Source organism: Paenibacillus terrae HPL-003, from assembly GCF_000235585.1.
GTDB classification, from domain to species: Bacteria; Bacillota; Bacilli; order Paenibacillales; family Paenibacillaceae; genus Paenibacillus; species Paenibacillus terrae_B.
Map to the genome: position 1 here is coordinate 2,619,129 of NC_016641.1, position 17,845 is coordinate 2,636,973.

14 protein-coding genes and 1 pseudogene are annotated in these 17,845 nt (G+C 39.3%); 13 read left to right on the forward strand and 2 right to left on the reverse strand.

What is annotated here, in order from left to right; translation table 11 throughout:
* Positions 1-10: 10 nt before the first annotated feature.
* Positions 11-361: a hypothetical protein gene (locus tag HPL003_RS12010; protein ID WP_014279919.1), complete on the reverse strand. Its 351-nt coding sequence runs from the start codon at positions 359-361 to the stop codon at positions 11-13.
* Positions 362-375: 14 nt separating this feature from the next.
* Positions 376-3,390, reverse strand: coding sequence for a contractile injection system protein, VgrG/Pvc8 family (locus HPL003_RS12015; protein WP_014279920.1), 3,015 nt, complete (start codon positions 3,388-3,390; stop codon positions 376-378).
* 608 nt (positions 3,391-3,998) lie between these two features.
* Between HPL003_RS12015 and HPL003_RS12020 the strand changes: the two are divergent.
* The 13 genes and pseudogenes from HPL003_RS12020 to HPL003_RS12080 all read left to right on the forward strand — a co-directional run bounded on the left by HPL003_RS12020 (position 3,999) and on the right by HPL003_RS12080 (position 17,488).
* A pseudogene (locus HPL003_RS12020) lies at positions 3,999-5,270 on the forward strand (type I restriction-modification system subunit M).
* Between the two features lie 359 nt (positions 5,271-5,629).
* On the forward strand, positions 5,630-6,619 hold the full coding sequence (locus tag HPL003_RS12025; RefSeq protein WP_014279922.1) for a tRNA dihydrouridine synthase: 990 nt from the start codon (positions 5,630-5,632) through the stop codon (positions 6,617-6,619).
* A 54-nt stretch (positions 6,620-6,673) separates the two neighbouring features.
* Positions 6,674-7,243, forward strand: a complete 570-nt coding sequence (locus tag HPL003_RS12030; protein ID WP_014279923.1) for an SF0329 family protein — start codon at positions 6,674-6,676, stop codon at positions 7,241-7,243.
* 92 nt (positions 7,244-7,335) lie between these two features.
* Positions 7,336-8,229 (forward strand): hypothetical protein, encoded by an 894-nt coding sequence (locus tag HPL003_RS12035; RefSeq protein ID WP_014279924.1) that lies wholly within the window; start codon positions 7,336-7,338, stop codon positions 8,227-8,229.
* Positions 8,230-8,345: 116 nt separating this feature from the next.
* Positions 8,346-8,879 (forward strand): cupin domain-containing protein, encoded by a 534-nt coding sequence (locus HPL003_RS12040; protein WP_014279925.1) that lies wholly within the window; start codon positions 8,346-8,348, stop codon positions 8,877-8,879.
* A gap of 152 nt (positions 8,880-9,031) precedes the next feature.
* Entirely contained in the window at positions 9,032-9,349 is a 318-nt protein-coding gene (locus HPL003_RS12045) for a phage portal protein (RefSeq protein ID WP_014279926.1), read from the forward strand.
* Positions 9,350-9,351: 2 nt separating this feature from the next.
* A complete protein-coding gene (locus HPL003_RS30195; protein WP_274378193.1) occupies positions 9,352-9,507 on the forward strand; it encodes a hypothetical protein in 156 nt (51 codons plus the stop codon).
* Positions 9,508-10,200: 693 nt separating this feature from the next.
* Entirely contained in the window at positions 10,201-10,977 is a 777-nt protein-coding gene (locus HPL003_RS30500; protein ID WP_420795075.1) for a DCC1-like thiol-disulfide oxidoreductase family protein, read from the forward strand.
* 10 nt (positions 10,978-10,987) lie between these two features.
* Positions 10,988-12,112, forward strand: coding sequence for a serine hydrolase (locus HPL003_RS12055; RefSeq protein ID WP_014279929.1), 1,125 nt, complete (start codon positions 10,988-10,990; stop codon positions 12,110-12,112).
* Positions 12,113-12,431: 319 nt separating this feature from the next.
* The gene (locus HPL003_RS29720; protein WP_014279930.1) at positions 12,432-12,953 is read left to right on the forward strand and encodes a M23 family metallopeptidase; all 522 of its coding nucleotides are present in this window, start codon (positions 12,432-12,434) and stop codon (positions 12,951-12,953) included.
* A 787-nt stretch (positions 12,954-13,740) separates the two neighbouring features.
* Positions 13,741-14,184 (forward strand): HEAT repeat domain-containing protein, encoded by a 444-nt coding sequence (locus tag HPL003_RS12065; RefSeq protein ID WP_014279931.1) that lies wholly within the window; start codon positions 13,741-13,743, stop codon positions 14,182-14,184.
* Between the two features lie 677 nt (positions 14,185-14,861).
* Entirely contained in the window at positions 14,862-16,241 is a 1,380-nt protein-coding gene (locus HPL003_RS12070; RefSeq protein ID WP_014279932.1) for an amino acid permease, read from the forward strand.
* A 539-nt stretch (positions 16,242-16,780) separates the two neighbouring features.
* On the forward strand, positions 16,781-17,488 hold the full coding sequence (locus HPL003_RS12080) for a hypothetical protein (protein WP_014279934.1): 708 nt from the start codon (positions 16,781-16,783) through the stop codon (positions 17,486-17,488).
* The last annotated feature ends 357 nt before the right edge of the window (positions 17,489-17,845 follow it).

Consider the following 17,845-nt stretch of genomic DNA (forward strand, 5'->3'; position numbering starts at 1 on the left):
ATTCACCACTCTATTCATTGTATTCTACCATTTCATCTATTGCACTTTTAAACCAATCCCAGAATGTTTCAAATTCTTTTCTCTGTTCATAGCCAACACCAGTAAAATCATGAATTATCTCAACTTTATCTGCTTTCCCAATCTCAAAACAAGCAATATCATCACTATCATCTCTTCTTGCGAAAGGAATCAATTTCCTATTAGGATATCTATTTTTAAGTCCTTCAATTCGAGTTAAAACTTGTTCATTGCTCATTAAATACCATAAATCATAATCAATTAAATTTAATTCTACTACTTTTTGAAAACTCTCAGGATACTCGAATGTATCATATAACTCTTTTGCATTTAATAATTTCATAGTTAATATCCCCTTTATTTTACTGTTTCCATTTCAAAAGAACCATACGGATTGTTGTTTCTAAATGAAGCTTTTTGTTTCCCAATTCTTAGCTCAATAGCTTCTCCCCATGTTGTAGGAACTCCTTTTTTCGTTGTAAATCTGTCTATATATTCTGTTGGGAGCAACTCATCTGCACTATGCACTGTAGCCTTTACATCTATTCCTGCTTTTCTGGCAGCTACAACTCTTGTATTATCAATGGTAGTATAACTTCCATCTGGCATTTGAACAACATCTATAGGATCACCTTTCCATCCATTTGCCTTCATACTTGCTATAATATCATCTGCTCCATTTACTGAGCTTTGACTAAATTGTATCTCATTAGGATTAACATCGATAGCCACACTATTTCCTTTACCAGCTTTTCCTGTCCCCTTAATCTCTATCTCCTTATTGGGCTTCGGGTTTGAGAGTTGGGGTGACTCTGTTTTTTCATTTATGATTCTAGGGCCTGAATGAACCGGCTCTTTAGCTGGTAATTTTAGTGTAGGTTTGGGCTTGAAAAATGAACCGACTCCCTCAACGATCCCTGCTACACTAATGATATTGGACCAATGGTCTGGTGACAAAGGATCTTCAGGTGTCAAAGCTCCACGTATAGCCTCTGTTACTCCGAATGTAGCAAAATTGATAGCGTCACTACCAGATTTACCTTGATTACGTGCACGCTCCATATAAGCCTGATACAATCCTTTAGGTATACCGTACGACAAGTAATCCAAATATGCGCCAACCGAATCGTATCGTTTTTGGGTTCTTTCTGCTGTAGCATCATAAATTCCTTTTCCTATTTCAGTTAGACTATCTGCCGACTTCACAGTCACATTTTGTGCTGTGTGTGCCTGTTCCATTGCTATTTGGCTTTCTATCATCGCACTGCTACCCGTATGATCCAGATAACGGTCCCACAAGGACTTAGGCTTCTCAACTTGTGGTTTCGGCTGCTGCTGTTCCATGTGGCTGTCGGAATTTGCTCTCCAGCGTTGTCTCAGATCTACAGGAATCTGCTGATACGCATGTACTATAGCATTTGACTCTTTCAGCAGGTTCTGAATCAACTCCAATGGGCCACCGGAATCAGCCAAATGACGCGCACTCGTATATACTTTACCTAAAATCCACTTGCTATAATAGGCTTGTCTCGCTTGCTCGTGTTCATATTGACTAATCAATCCCTGCATCGCTAAACCAGCCAAGTGTTTCAGTGGATGTAAACCGCTACCCTCACTGCTTCCAACCGTTGGCGTTCCTTTACTACGAATAGGGATGGCTCCAGTTGCCTGTAACACCGTTGCCGCTACTTTACCTGCGGGTCCACCAACCGTATTCAACATCACACTAGCCACTTTTCCCATCACTGGAATGGAACCTAATAGCTTGGATACTGTCCCCATCAAAGCATTAGCCTTCTGAAGCTCAGCTGGAGTCGTAATTTTGGCTTTAGGTGTAGAGGCTTGGCTGCTAGATGAATCCTTAGCTGCTGATTGAGCCGCTTCATAGGCTTTAATACTCATCAATGGAGGCTCAGGTACAGGAGGAAGGTCAGCTACGAAAACTGGAGCTTTTACCGTACCTTCTTGGTAAATCACTGGAGCTTTGGTGTCTGTCTCACCATCGAGCACCATGCTGCTGGCCCCACCTTTTAAGTATAGCGCTGTTCCAGCTTCGAGTGATAGTTCCTCACCTGCATCCAGCTTCACGTGACCACCCTGAATCTGTACATCCCCCGGACTGTTGATGGTGATGCCCGTATCCTCGTGCAGTGTAATAGAAAATCCATCCGAGGTAGAAAGGGTCAATTCATGCTCAGACATTTCTATCCCACTACCTTGCACATGTTGCCATATCTTCACATTCGGCTGCCCATTCGCGTGGCGTTGTTGTCGCAGCGAATCCGTTACATAGGCATCCTGTTCGCGGTGTGTAGGCAGATATAACTCCACCTGTTCCCCGATTTCAGGCATATCGTACCATCCGCTATGTTCTTCGGCTACATATCGAGTCGCTACGGGAAACCAGCAGGTTTTGGTAGGATCTTGCTTCGGGTCGATGTCCAGTTGAAGCTGTACGAAATCCTGTTGTACCTTGAGCACCGTTCCTGTCAATGAAATTCCGGTAGCCTGATCGTTTTCATAACGGGCATAGCGGATATCCTGTTCAGCTTGAAGATCATAACGAGTACGCAGTAAGCCATCTGCTAACGTTGTTACTGCCCGAACGACGACCAACTCTTTGCCTTGTCCAATGGGCAACGTGATAAGGTCGCCCAGCGCATAGTATTGCAGACTTTCGATCATATAAGTGACATATGAGCCAGCATGTTCCCCTGGTTTTCCCGTATCCAGCTCATGAAACGTTTTTCGTACCCGATAAAATACATCTCGTTCCACCTTGTACTGCTTGCCTTCTGGCATCCCGAAGAAAACTTTGGGTGAGGCTGCGGTTACCTCTGGCACAAGTACGGAGCCAAAGCGGGAAGCAAGACGCTTTAAAAACGCCCAATCGGTCTCCTCATATTGTAAAACAAATGTCTCCAGTTTGGCATAGTTGCTTACCGTATCAATGGCATCTCCGTACTGATACTTTCGAACCAGTGCAGTGACCAGATCATCATAGGTACGGTGAATATCCTGATAGGATCGCTTTTTGACCTTGATATCCATCTGATAGGAATGGGAAGCGGCCTCCAGTTCAAAGGTATATACTCCCCGCGTGCAATTCACAGACATTTGCTTAACGATCCCGTGAAACAGTCTTCTCAGCGATTGTCCTTGATCATCCAACTGACGAATCACAATCGGCTCTTGCTCCATATTTTGTCCGATGCATGCGGCTCCCTGTTCTTCGGAGAGCATACCACTGATATGTAAAAAGGTATGATCATTAATGGTACGTGTTATTTGAAGTTTTTCGATGTGTTGCGGCTGAAAGGGGCCATAAAAGCGTAGGCTTTCATATCCGATCCCATCTGATAATATGCTCAAGTGAGTTCATGACTCCTTTCTAGATGTGATGGCTGATTACAAAAGTAAAGTGCAACATTTTTAATTCGAGTCTGACTATAGAAGACACAGATGGGAACAACTTGGGGTCAAGACCGATATGTATCACAGGGTTTGTTGGGTACAAAAACATTCTTAATCGGATACAGGTGTCCCAAGTAAGCGTTCATTCAAGAAACAAAAGGACAGCAGAAGATATTTAATTACGAACCTAGCATATGTATTCATCGGTTGAAAGAGAGATTTAGTTTACAAAAGGACCCATTCGTTGGGGTATTTTCAATGTTTAATACTGGAAGGGAGAAAGCTGACAGTAATTTTGAGCAATTGCCTTTCAAAGTCAGGAACGGGGCTGATTTAATCGTGATCATGGATTCGGGTAAATTAAATACAGGCTCATATGGAATTAGTGGGATCGGAATTTTATTTCCCTAAAGATAAGAGAGAACAAGATAAAATTGGTGAATTTTTTAGCGATCTCGACCACCTCATCACCCTTCATAAGCGTAAGCTGGAACACTTGCAAGAGCAGAAGAAAGCACTACTACAACAGATGTTTATCTAGGAGGAAAATAACAATATGAGCAATAATCTACAAACCATCACAACAAAACTGTGGGCACTTCAATAATAACGCTGGATTAAACCAAGAAGCTGCGAAAGATTTTCGTGGCGTATTTAACGACATTAATCTTGGAGACTCACGTCTAGGTTCTTCTACCAATGAACGTGCAAAATCACTTAACCGAATTGTAAAGCTTGTTCATGGCATTGAATACAAGGGTGAAGATAACAAGGATATTCTTGGTGCAATCTATGAATACCTAATCGGTCAATTTGCAGCAAGTGCAGGTAAAAAAGGTGGAGAGTTCTACACACCTCATGAAGTTTCTAAAGTATTGGCTAAAATCGTAACGGACGATGTAGAAGAATCGGAACATACTTTTTCGCTATATGACCCGACTTGTGGATCTGGGTCATTGCTATTAACGGTTCAAGGTGAGCTGCCTGGTGGAAATAAACCAGGGGCGATTAAATTTTTTGGTCAAGAAAAGAATACGACAACATACAACTTGGCTCGTATGAATCTGATGATGCATGGTGTTTCATTTAATAACATGACTCTGTTTAATGCTGACACACTTGAAAGCGATTGGCCTGATGGACCAGATGCCCAAGGAACTGACCACCCCCGCTCATTTGATGCCGTGGTTGCGAATCCTCCTTATTCTGCTCATTGGGACAATAGCGAAACGAAACTCAAAGATCCACGTTTTAGGGAATATGGTAAACTCGCTCCTAGAACTAAGGCGGATTATGCATTTATTTTACACAGCTTGTATCATCTGAATGATACTGGCACCATGGCGATTGTATTACCGCATGGTGTCTTGTTCCGTGGTGCAGCGGAAGGTGCGATTCGCCAAACGATCATTGAGAAAAACTACCTTGATACCGTTATAGGCTTACCTGCCAACTTGTTTTACGGCGTATCCATCCCAACTACGATTTTAGTATTCAAGAAAAATCGTAAAACAAAAGACATCTTGTTTATCGATGCAAGTAATGAATTTGAAAAAGGTAAAAATTAAAACAAACTTACTGATAAAAACATCAATAAGATTATCGAAACGTACCAAAATCGTGTGGATGTTGATAAATATGCTCACGTGACATCACTTGAAGAAATCAAAGAAAACGAGTTTAACTTAAATATTCCTCGCTACGTGGATACGTTTGAAGAAGAGCAAGTTATTGACCTCGATGAAGTAAATAAGCTATTAGAGCAAGATAAACAAGAAATTGCTGAACTTGAAGCTAAAATCAATGAACAGTTGAAAATCTTGGGTATTCATGTGTAGAAATTGACGAAAAGGGTCAAGGATATTATTCCTCGGCTCTTTTTTTAAGCCATTCGCATGGGAACGGCGTAGGCTGGGGGAAGTTATGCCGTGCAGTATTTCTATGAACTGCGGCGCAGTACGTTATAGAAGATGGCAAGGAGGGGCGGCGCTCTTCCTTTTTTTGCTAGTCTTTTGGGGAGTATGCTCCTCTATTGGGTATGATATACTCATTTAGATGTCTATGTTTAACATATACACCGTTTGAACTACGTTGCTTAAACATATTATATGTAAAGAAGAAGCAAGGACATGAACAAGTTAGCTTTACCATTTTGGGACCAAAGATTTGTCCTGGTATTTATAGAGGAGTTTTTGATATGACGAATAATTTTTGGCGTGATTTGCCACGACCTTTTTTTATACTGGCACCGATGGAAGATGTGACGGATGTTGTGTTTCGCCATGTCGTAAGTGAAGCAGCCAGACCGGATGTGTTTTTTACGGAGTTTGCGAATACAGAGAGTTATTGTCACCCGGAGGGGAACAAAAGTGTACGCGGGCGTTTGACTTTTACAGAGGATGAACAGCCCATGGTGGCCCATATCTGGGGAGATAAACCGGAATATTTCCATGAAATGAGCATCGGTATGGCGAAAGAAGGCTTCAAAGGCATCGATATTAATATGGGTTGTCCTGTAGCGAATGTAGCCGAGAATGGGAAGGGAAGCGGCCTAATCTGCCGTCCCGAAATCGCAGCGGATATCATTCAGGCCACCAAAGCCGGGGGACTGCCCGTCAGTGTAAAAACAAGGCTTGGTTTCACTACCGTAGACGAATGGCGCGACTGGTTGACCCATATTTTGAAACAAGACATTGTGAATTTGTCCATTCATCTGCGGACAAGAGAGGAAATGAGCAAAGTAGACGCTCACTGGGAACTGATTCCGAAGATTAAGAAACTTCGTGATGAGGTGGCACCAGATACACTGCTGACCATTAACGGAGATATTCCGGACCGTCAGACCGGCTTGAAGCTCGCTGAGCAATATGGAGTGGATGGCATTATGATTGGGCGTGGTATTTTCCAGAATCCATTTGCGTTTGAGAAGGAGCCGAAGGAACACAGCAGTGAGGAATTGCTTGAACTGCTGCGGCTTCATCTAGATCTCCATGATCATTATTCAGCGCAGGAGCCACGTTCGTTCAGCCCTCTCGCCCGCTTCTTCAAAATATATGTCCGTGGATTCCGAGGGGCAAGTGAACTCAGAAACAGCTTAATGAACGCCAAATCAACAAGTGAAGTGCGTACATTGCTTGATGAGTTTGGAAGCAAGGATCATGATGAGGTAGAGGAACGTGGAAATTAAATTGCCGAGTTGGGGGACGGGCTGTTAGTAGACATTGGAAACATAGGAGGATATATGTCCTGGAGTAAATTGAAGCAACAACTGGAGAGCTTCCTCTGTCCTGCGTTAGACGGAAGGGGCGAATACCGAGCGACCAGTTACCGTTATTTACCTGATAAATCTGGAATTTGTTATATAACTGTAGATAAGAAGAACATACTCAATATGAATGATATCACTAGTCCAATCAAATGGTATCAGACGGAGTTGGAAATCAAGAATGATCCAGATATCCAAGTTCCTATCAGCAATGAAGAAATTGAAGCGGTCAGAAAAGATACTAATGGGAACGTTCCCGAGGAGCGTCTACAAGTAATTGCAAGAGGTAGAAAAATATCAGAACATGCAAAGGAGCTTTTATCAGCACAGGCCTCATTAAGCAAGTCTAATTTTAATGTTGTAGCTAATAAGTTTTTAACTACTTCTATAGAAGACAGCTTAGAGAGTAATGATATCTTATTGAATATTCTAGCTTTAGTGGACAGACGAGTAGGAAAAAAGCGAATTTTAAACATGACCGAGAAGATGAAGTTAAAGCATCCCAGTGTGCAGTATTTTTATGAACTACGACGTAGTACATTATGAAAGTAAATAACTTTCATTGATGGGGGCACGTCGTGTCAGGATTGTTTCTCACTGAAGACATGAATAAGACTTGAAAAAAATTGGGGAAAAGGTTGATTGGAGAACGGGGCAAACCCGCTTCCGTCATGTCTTTTCCCTGTTTTTATATATCTGAATATAATCTGAAAATAATTATGTCGTTGTTTTTCTCCGGTTTTTATAGTGAATTTAAGAAAGGAGCTATACCCATTGAAACGATAAAGCAAGAAGAGCAGCGACAGGCTGAGTTGCTTAAGCAGTATATGGAGAAGCATTTTAAGCCGCCCAAAATGAAACAACTGATTGAAACGTTCTCTTTCTCTGAACTCCGCAAGCTTATCGGTGAGATGGACATTGAGTTTTTCGCCTTAGCCTATTTCCCTAAATACTTTGATCGAGCATTCGGCAAGTTTCACAAAGAGCTATTCACGGAATTAAGACATATGCTTGCAAATACAGGACTGATTACGGCTTTCGGTCTCCCAAGGGAGCATGGAAAGTCAACGATCAGTTCTTTTTTATTTCCACTGTATGCGACTTTATATGATAAATCACAGTTTACACTGATTATATCTGCGACAGAACAAATTGCTCTTCCGTTCCTCGATATGATCAAAGATGAGCTAGAAACGAATACGATGCTGATTGAGGATTTTGGGATTCGTAAAGGGAGCCGCTGGAATAACAACGAAATATGGCTCAAGAGTAAAGGTGGACTGGATTCCTGCATTATGATTCGCGGGATTGATGGTAGCTTGAGAGGTATTCACTATAAGCATCACCGTCCTACACTGGTTCTAATGGATGATTTGCTTAAGGAGGATACTGCACGATCCGAAGCTAAACGGGAACAAATTAAAAATAAGCTTATTATTTTAAGGCTTCTGCTAAAAAAAATTATTGAATCACTCGTTAAGCAAATGGATAGTTATCTTCATAACTATAAAGATCGGCTGTCAATTGTTTAGCATTTGGTGTTGCCGTTGTTTTAAGGTCTCAGGCTCTTGAGCAATTTTTTAAACCTTTAGATAGGCAAGTGCATAGAATGAAAATAAACAATGAAATGCTGAGAGGAGAATGAATAGTGTACCGTAATTCATGCTATCCATATCAATGGCATAATCCAATGCATGACCATTGGAATAACATCCATTGGAGTAATAATTGGAATGGTCATTATTATAATGGGATCAACACGAACTGGTGTCCTTATAAATTAACAGATTATGGGCAAAGACCATTTGTAGTGAATATTGACCAAGCTACTAAGCAAAATAATACTTACCGCACTGCTTTGTGGACAGGGAAACACCTTCAAGTGACCCTAATGAGTATTAATGTTGGAGATGACATTGGTTTAGAAGTTCATCCCACAACGGATCAATTCATACGTATTGAAGAAGGTCAGGGACTTGTTCAGATGGGTGAAAGTAAAGATCATTTGAATTTTCAAGCAATGGCCTGTGGTGGCTATGCAATTATGGTACCTGCTGGAACATGGCACAATGTTACCAATACGGGGAATACCCCACTTAAAATATACGCCATCTATGCGCCGCCTGAGCATCCATATGGTACGGTTCATGTAACAAAAGCGGATGCCATGTCCGCTGAATAAAGCCAACATTATTAATGGATCAAGTAAATGAGGATTGAAATGAATTACTAACGGTGAACGTTAATTCAACAAGGAACTACCTTAGTAAAGGTGGTTCTTTTATTTATTTAAGCAACCATTACATAGCCCATTTTGAAAGGAAGAGCCTAGATGTGATTACTTTATTTGATGCCTATAATGCGTTGAATTCCGATTTGGTCAATGAAATTGCAGATCATCGCAACGCCTACCTCGTGATTGAAAATGCCAAGCTGGAAGCTGAAGACTTGTTGAATATGAAGAAGATGGGCATTATTCAAGTTCCGGCTGGTGGAAAGGTAAGCTGGCTGACGAAAGAGATTAATGATTCCTTTGTGAAAAATGAGTTGGACAATATTGGACGAAAAATTTTCGATATGATGGATCAAGTCAATTTTATGAAAACTGGGCCAGTAATACCTCCTCCTTGGCGCTGCGAAATAAGCTGCTGAATTTGGAGAATCGAGTAGCGATGCGTGAAGCCTTAATGGAAAAGGCAATCAAGCAACGTTTACGTAATTTCTTCACCTTTTTGCACATTAAAGAAGGCGTTCAATATGATTACCGTGATATCGCTATGCTTCTGCGTTTGCAAAAAGGGAGTTTTTGAAACATGAAATAACTGATGTCCAGTTTATGACCTCAATATCGGATGCGATTCCATATTCAAAGCGGAATGATCTTCATTTTAAAGTGAAAGAAGAGAATGTCGTATATGGTTGGAAAGGAGTTGTAAAGGATGTTGTTGAATTACCGTAATTTTTTTATGAATGAACGCTTTCTTATTGGTACAAGTATTCTTCGGATATGTATCGGGTTGATATTACTTTTCAATTATTTTATTCATTATAAACAAAGATACTTTTTTTGGCACGAATCTGGAATTAATATTTATTCTGCTGGGTACAAGTCATTAACATGGTCTTTATATAATTTGAATTCATCAGCTTTATTTTTTGACTTTATCTATCACCTAGGAATTATAGTTACTATTTTTTATTTAATAGGATATAAAGGCCGTCTTTTTTCAATTCTGGCCTACTTATTTTTTTATTCATTGTATGTTCGCTCTTTTCATATTAGTGACGGAGGAGACAACTTACTTATAGTGAATATGTTTTTTCTGTTGTTCACCAATAACACTGCCTATTTCTCTTTGGATTCTAAAATGAACAACTCACGTGGAAAAGACTCGAAAGACTCTTTACTCTATAAGTTATCCATGATAATCCACAATTTTGCAGTACTTTTTTGTATTATACAACTGTGTATTGTTTATTTTTTCTCAGGAATGTACCAGCTTATGGGCGAAATGTGGCAAAACGGAACAGCACTTTATTATATATCTCAAGTGAGAGAGTTTAACAGACCTATTTTGGATTATATGGTTAACCATTATGTTGGACTCACCATTGTATTCACTTATTTATCTATAATTATTAAAATTGCATTCCCTTTTGCTGTGATTAATAAGAGGCTTAAACCGTTTGTAGTTAGTGCTATGATATTGTTTCATATAGGTATTGCTATAGGGATGGGTCTGCTGACATTTTCGTTAATTATGATTGTTATGGAATTATTGTTGTTTACGGATCAAGAATATAAAAAGTTATACCATTTTATAAAGATCAGTTTCCGGAAAATATCAATTACAATTCGAAGAAAAACAAGAAGATTAGGATATGTAAGCTTTCAACACAAACAAATTCTGGTTTTCTATGATGGTTGGTGTCCTGTCTGTACAAATATAAAAGACTATTTATACAAGCTGGATTATTTTAGAATGCTACGGCTTGTTAGTTTTCGGAATTCTTCGTTGGTTCAAGCATACAAATTAGATGTTGATGAATTACAAAGGCGAATGCATAGCTTCTCACGGAATGATCCCAGTAAAATACACCGCGGAATTGACTCTATTGCACAAATTTGTACAAGAATACCGTATCTATGGTGGGCGGTTCCCTTTATAATCATTTTCAAAAAAATGGGTATAGGCGGTTATTTGTATGAGTATATAGCTTCTAAAAGAAAAGTGATTCCTGTAGGGAACTGTGACGATTTATGTGAACTTCACCATTAAGGAGCAAAGTATGCAAATAATCTTATTGTTAGTAGCTATAATTTTAATATTTGTTTTCATATGTATCCTGTTTTTGCTCATTGCGAAGCGCCAAAATAATAAGAAAACAGAAATGGATGTTCTAAGCTTTTTGAAGGAAAATCCGAGTAAAGCATCTTTGTATATGATCAAAAATGGTATGGAGAAAATCAGCTACAACTCAGAAGTTAAAATGCCGCTTGCCAGCACTGCGAAAGTGATCATCGCTATTGAGTTTGCTCGCCAAGTAGCGGCAAAGCTGTTAGATGAACATGAACTTGTGGATTTAGAGGAATTAAATAAATTTTATATTCCTGGTTCTGATGGCAACGCTCATAATAGCTGGATCAAATGGATTAAGTCAAATCATAAAGAGGTTCAAGGAAAAATTACATTATTTGAAATTGCTCACGGCATGTTAGCTTACAGTTCCAATGCCAATACAGAATTCCTGATGGCGAAAATGGGATTAGATGAAATAAATGAGAATATAAACAAACTCTCACTTTCGTTACATGATAAAATCTTTCCTTTTTCATCTGCGGGTTTAATGTCTTCTTATATCCAAGAAATAGAAAAAATAGGATTTAAAGAATCGATACAAAAAATAAGTGAAATGACCTACGAAGAATACATGGGAAAATCCATTGAAATTCACCAGATACTAAATAGTGATAAGGGGTTAGGATGTATTCAGAAATGGAACACCAAGCAGAATTATGCACGAAGGCTTCAAGTGCTAGAATCGCGAAAGCTTCCTTGTTCTACAACTAAAGAATATGCTCATGTAATGAAGTATATACACAAGGAGGAGTTGGCTCCTTCTACTATAAATCCATATCTTAAACTGTTAATTCAGCGACAGGTGGATAACTCCAAGCTAATAGAGTTTGGAAACAAAGGTGGATCTACCATTTCTGTTCTAACTGAGGCTTTATATTGTACGGATCGGGAAGGAAATGACATTCAACTAGCCATGTTTATTCAAGATGAATCTGGGGTGGATCATATTTGGCTCAAGCAGAAGCTGGATTTGTTTTTTTATAAATTATTAACGGATACTGAATTTCAAGAAGAGGTAAGTAACAAATTATCATATGATAAAGGAAGAAATTGAATGTTTTTTATTTTGTAAAAATGCTGCTGATTCCACTTATACTTTATTGGATTATGGCTTACTTTCCATTTAAAAATCGTATTTCGTGGTATATTCACACTTTGTTTACAAGTGCATATACGTTCATGATTTTATTCATAAATGATTGGACAGAAATTAGCTATTATTTACGTCCGGTTTGCATCGTGTTGTTTGGATGTTCGTTATTTCGCCAAATAGCTACTTTACGCTCTTTAGTATTTCATACATTTCATCCACTCCTAAACACGAGGATGCAGTCAATTTAACGTTCCCGTTGAAAGGAGGGGGTTATGAAGTAGTGAATGGTGGAATGAGTTCATCTATGAACTATCACTTTTCGCATCGTACCCTGAAATATGCAGTGGATATAACTAAGCTCACCCCTTTAGGCTCAAGAAAAGAAAAATTTGATAATTCTGAATCTTTAAAATCCTATCCCATTTATAATGATTCAGTATATAGTCCGGCTGAGGGTAGAATTATCGAAGTTGTGGATGGAGTAGATGATAATGTGCCAAACTCCCTGGGTAGTAGTAATACAAATATGATTATCATCAAACACAAAGGATATAATATTTTGTTGTTACACTTGAAGAAAAATAGTCTGTTAGTTAAGAAAAATGATTTTGTCAAGGTTGGACAAGAAATTGCGAAAGTAGGAAACTCAGGTTACAGCAGTGAGCCGCATCTTCATGTTCATGCTATAAAACATGACAATAAGAGAGATTACTTCAATGGAACTTCAGTGCCTATCACCTTTAATGGTAATTATTTAAAGAGAAATGATTTACTACTTGATCAAACGCTTATTTTTCGATAAAAATGAATATCTACTTAGAACGTCGGTTTGAGAAACTGTTTTTCAGGTTTTCAGTATCGTGTATTGTTCTTCAAAGCAAGTATTTTCAACTTAAGCGAGAGGTATATCCCTTCCATCGTCTCGACACACGTGGAGAGTATCGCACGCTTGGTGTATAAGGGTTTAGACAACAACCAAATAGTTTGCCCCTAAGCAAAATAAGTTTACAACTGAGCCGAGCGAAAATCAGGAGTTCTCCCTAATTTTCGCTCGGCTTTTTTCTCATTATTGCAGGGGATAGGATTCAGGGAATAAAGAAGAAGCCTCTCAGAATCCTCGTAGTTCCTATAGCCTCAGCCATTTCCCCGATTTTTCTCGAATTTCTTTTGATTTTCTCTCGTTTTACATCAAACTTCCAGCAGTCCAATAACAGGTGCATACAAACTTGATAACTAATTATAATCGAACATATGTTTTTTGTGAAAGCTGGTACTACTCCAACCAAATATAGAGATGAATAGATGAAGTTTTGTATGAATTCTGGTGATACAAATCAAGAAAGCCTGACCCATCCAAAGCTCAATCTAACTTTCCGCGTAAGCTCGTAAATAAAGAAGCTGGTTCGAGATATGAAGAAGAGCTGCAAGTATGTTATATTTAACAAACGGCAATCATGATGAACAGCAGATGGAGTGATTTTTTAGTAAAGCCACAGGGTCGAAGAACAGGTGAACAGAGCGTTCTGATGGTGGAACCGTTACAGGATCGAATATAGATTGACTCAGGTATAGAAAAGGATGAGATTATTTTGGAAAACAACGAAACTCAACAGGAATTTACAGAAGTATATGAGCAGCTTAAAGCAGCTGTAAACCGAACCTCCGATTGGAAAGCGCGTCTAGCTGCGGTGAATGATCTGGGTGCATGGAAGAACCAACAGACTATTGACGTGCTGACACACCGATTGAATAATGATACGGTATATGCCGTTCAGGAAGCCGCATACCGCAAGCTTCAGGAATGGGGAGAGAATGTACAGCCACCTGTGCGTAAAGAGGGTGAGCTTGTTAAGGGCTTAACAAAGATCCTGGTACGGATTAAAAAAAGCCTGCCAGCCGGCCATACCTATAACGATTTTCGCGAGAAGCTGCACAAGATGAGAGTCGATATTTACGACGTCTATGAAGGTAACAAGGGTGCTGACTTTGATCAGTGGCTGGAGCAAAAATGGGCTTCGTTATCGACAAGATAATGTCAGAACCCTACAACTGAATGTGTTTTTAAGGATGGTTACTGTTAATGCAGACAAAACCTTAACAGGGATAAGAAGTTATCTTTGTTAAGGTCTTTTTTATTTATGATATTGGGAGTTGGTATGTTTGTATCTTTTCCTCGTTTGTGTGATTTTTAATGTGTTACATCTTATTTAATTGCCGAATGTTTCTTGAGCAAGCTATGAAATACATATCAGGAATGCAAAGAATGCGACTAAGGATTAGATGTAGATAAATTGTAAGAAAATGATCCTTTTTTGAGGCGAGCCATAGTGAAGTTTGTCGCTGATAAACACATGTCCGTGGAATATAGTAGTCGAAAACGTGAACATAGTGTGAATAAGCTGCTATAATGGCAAAATCGGGCCTCTATTTTTTACCATTAACTTTAACCATTGGTTAATTAACAAATGTTGATTTTCCCTTTTTTTTGTCATACAATTCTTTCATTGCTACAGGCCCGGACTCAGGAACAGCAAGGCTTTATTTATTTTTTGGACATGATTTCCTTGTACGCACTCGGATGATGAAGTAGCTCTGTATTGGCAAGATCAGCATCACGGCAGACCGATATCTCCATATCCTTTTTGGGATAGCGGCTGTTTTTCATATCTTTCAGGTTTGATGATGAACAAATACGAAGGGGAGCGTTCTTTTGGAATCGAAACAATTATCGAGAGGGCTAAAGCCACGGCATGTTGAGCTGATTGCGCTTGGAGGCACAATTGGCGTTGGCTTGTTTATGGGGTCGGCAAGTACGATAAAATGGGCGGGGCCTTCTGTGCTGTTGGCCTATCTCTTAGCTGGGATTATTATGTTTTTTGTCATGCGGATCATGGGAGAAATGCTGATTCTCGAACCGGTGACAGGCTCATTCGCCACTTTTGCTCATAAATATATCAGCCCTTTGGCCGGTTTTTTGACCGCTTGGAGTTATTGGTTCTTGTGGGTTACCGTAGGGATGGCCGAGGTTACTGCGATTGGAGTGTACGTGGGCTATTGGTTCCCTGACATTCCGCAATGGCTACCAGCCTTGGCAGGTGTAATCATTATTGCGTTAGCCAATTTGGCGGCTGTGAAATTTTATGGAGAATTTGAATTTTGGTTTGCCATGATTAAGATTGTCGCGATTATCTTTATGCTGATTGTTGGCACGGGTATGATCTTTTTTGGCTTGGGGAACGGCGGGCAACCTATTGGTCTCTCCAATCTGTACAGCCATGGCGGTTTTTTTGCGGGTGGTTTGAAAGGTTTTCTATTTGCGCTCTGTATTGTAACGGCGGCTTACCAAGGTATAGAGATGGTGGGCATTACGGCGGGAGAAGCAGAAAATCCGAAAATGACACTGCGAAAAGCCATTAAAAATATCATCTGGCGTATTCTGATTTTTTACGTGGGCGCGATCTTTGTCATTGTTACGATCTATCCATGGAACCAAATTGGCGAGATTGGTAGTCCTTTCGTTCTAACCTTTGCTAAAGTAGGGATTGTTGCTGCTGCTGGCATCATCAATTTTGTTGTTCTCACAGCCGCGATGTCAGGTTGTAACAGTGGTATTTACAGTGCGGGAAGAATGTTATATACATTGTCTAAAAACGGACAAGCCCCCAAGTTCTTTGGGAAAGTTTCCGAAAGCGGTGTTCCCAGAAATAGTATTATTACGACCATTTCCTTGCTGCTAGTGGGAGTGCTGTTTAATTACTTAATCCCTGATTCCAAACTGTTTCTGTATATTTATAGCGCAAGTGTTCTTCCAGGCATGGTACCATGGTTTGCAATGGCGATCAGCCAATTTAACTTCAGGAAAAAGTGGAAGAACGAAATGGGAGATCATCCCTTCAAGTCTCGTTTTTTCCCGATCAGCAACTACATCACCATTATCTTCTTGTCCCTAGTGATCGTTGGAATGTGGTTCAATCCAGACACGCGTACGTCGCTGATTGTCGGAGCATCATTCATGGCAATCGTCGTTGTCGGCTATTTTGTCTTTGGTATAGGAAAGCGGCAGAGAATTGAAGAATTAGAGAAGAAATAAAAGGTTGCTAAATATGTAAAATTTGCCGAGTGCCATTCAGGTTATATCCTGAGTTCGCTCGGCTTTTATTTTATGTATGGTTATCTTTTTCACGCAATCAGCCTAAATATAAATACAAAAAAAGTGAAAAAGGAAACGATAAAGCTGGCTATAGCCATATGATTTCGTTTTGCTTTAAACTCCAAAATGCCTGAAAATAAAAACAGAATGCCCATAAAAAATTGTGCGATGGTGTATGAGTGCGTATAGGTATCAGGAAATGCGAGTGATAAAGATGATAGGATCACAACCATTAAAGCAGATATGAGAGTGAGGATTCTGTAAATATCCATTTTCTTAAACATAGATAAATTCACCCTTCCTGCAATCGATAGAATCTAGTATATTCTATATTCTATATTCTATATTCTATAGGACAGACTGTGGTACATCAAATGAATAAAGAACAAATTATTCTTATTTCTTTCTAAAATTTAACTGTCAGTATAATTATTGAAACGCTATAATGCATTGTATTAAGAAAAAAAGAGGGAGAGGGCATGATGTTGAAAAAATGGCCATTATTATTCATGCTAGGTATTATCATGCTGGCATCTGTAGGCTGGAACAGTGGAGTATCTCATGCGAGTTATTATTTTGAATACACTTGGGAGAAGTACAAGGGGACTGAGGTCAGAAACTACAAGTTGACGCCAGTACCTGGAAGAGCCGGATTTATGGATCAGGAAAAATTCTTTGCTGCTATTAGCAAAACCCCGAATGTGTATGGGGGGTTCAGCGGCTATAGAACAGGAAAAACAACTGGAGTTGCTACCAAGAGTGTAACAGATGGGGTTTATAAATATTCGGTTACTGATTTTATTCGCGACAAGGAACCAGAAATTTTGGAATACGTTAATCCAATAGGCGGAATTCCTGGTAGATGGAACGGAACCGATGATATTCGCGTTTTTATGAGAGGGTCTGAAGCGGCTTCTTTGGCAGAGCTGTTTTATGAGGGGACTCCAACGGAAGAACGATATCATTTTAATGCTAACGATGTCTATTTAGTTACATTCCGGTCCAGTACAGTAAAACCGATTAGTGAAATGTCTGCTGAAGCGTTAGTTGAAGAAGGAACCCCTATGTTTATCAATCAAGAGTTGGTAGGCCAAATAAAGGGTAAAGATCCTGCTGCTTATCCGTCAAATGGAATTTTTAACGGCTACTTTTATATTTATAAGGGTTCTGAAGTAAAAGAGAATTAAAGAGCAGACAGAATTTAATAAACTTATCTACACAAGAACGAGATAACATTGTGTATTCTTCATACTGAATGAGGATACATGATGTTATCTTTTGTTTTATTTGTAGGTGTGACCAAAATAGCAGCCCAATAAGGTAATAAGCATTTAATTCCCAATGAAAGCCATTGTTAAGTGATTGGGATATACAGCTTTAAAAGTATATTAATTAGCATAAGGACAGAATTACTTTTTTTTACTGGCCTTATTCAATTCCGGGGGGATTATTCCGATAATTTAATTATATACAGTTTGGTGTTAATGGAAATTAAAATTCGTTTGAAAACAAATGGGGTTATTTTCAAAGCTGAAACAGAGGGA

Coding starts and splice junctions, on each gene's coding strand:
- HPL003_RS12010 (WP_014279919.1), bottom strand. CDS start 361: ATGAAATTATTAAATGCAAAAGAGTTATATGATACATTCGAGTATCCT.
- HPL003_RS12025 (WP_014279922.1), top strand. CDS start 5,630: ATGACGAATAATTTTTGGCGTGATTTGCCACGACCTTTTTTTATACTG.
- HPL003_RS12030 (WP_014279923.1), top strand. CDS start 6,674: ATGTCCTGGAGTAAATTGAAGCAACAACTGGAGAGCTTCCTCTGTCCT.
- HPL003_RS30500 (WP_420795075.1), top strand. CDS start 10,201: ATGGGCGAAATGTGGCAAAACGGAACAGCACTTTATTATATATCTCAA.
- HPL003_RS12055 (WP_014279929.1), top strand. CDS start 10,988: ATGCAAATAATCTTATTGTTAGTAGCTATAATTTTAATATTTGTTTTC.
- HPL003_RS12080 (WP_014279934.1), top strand. CDS start 16,781: ATGATGTTGAAAAAATGGCCATTATTATTCATGCTAGGTATTATCATG.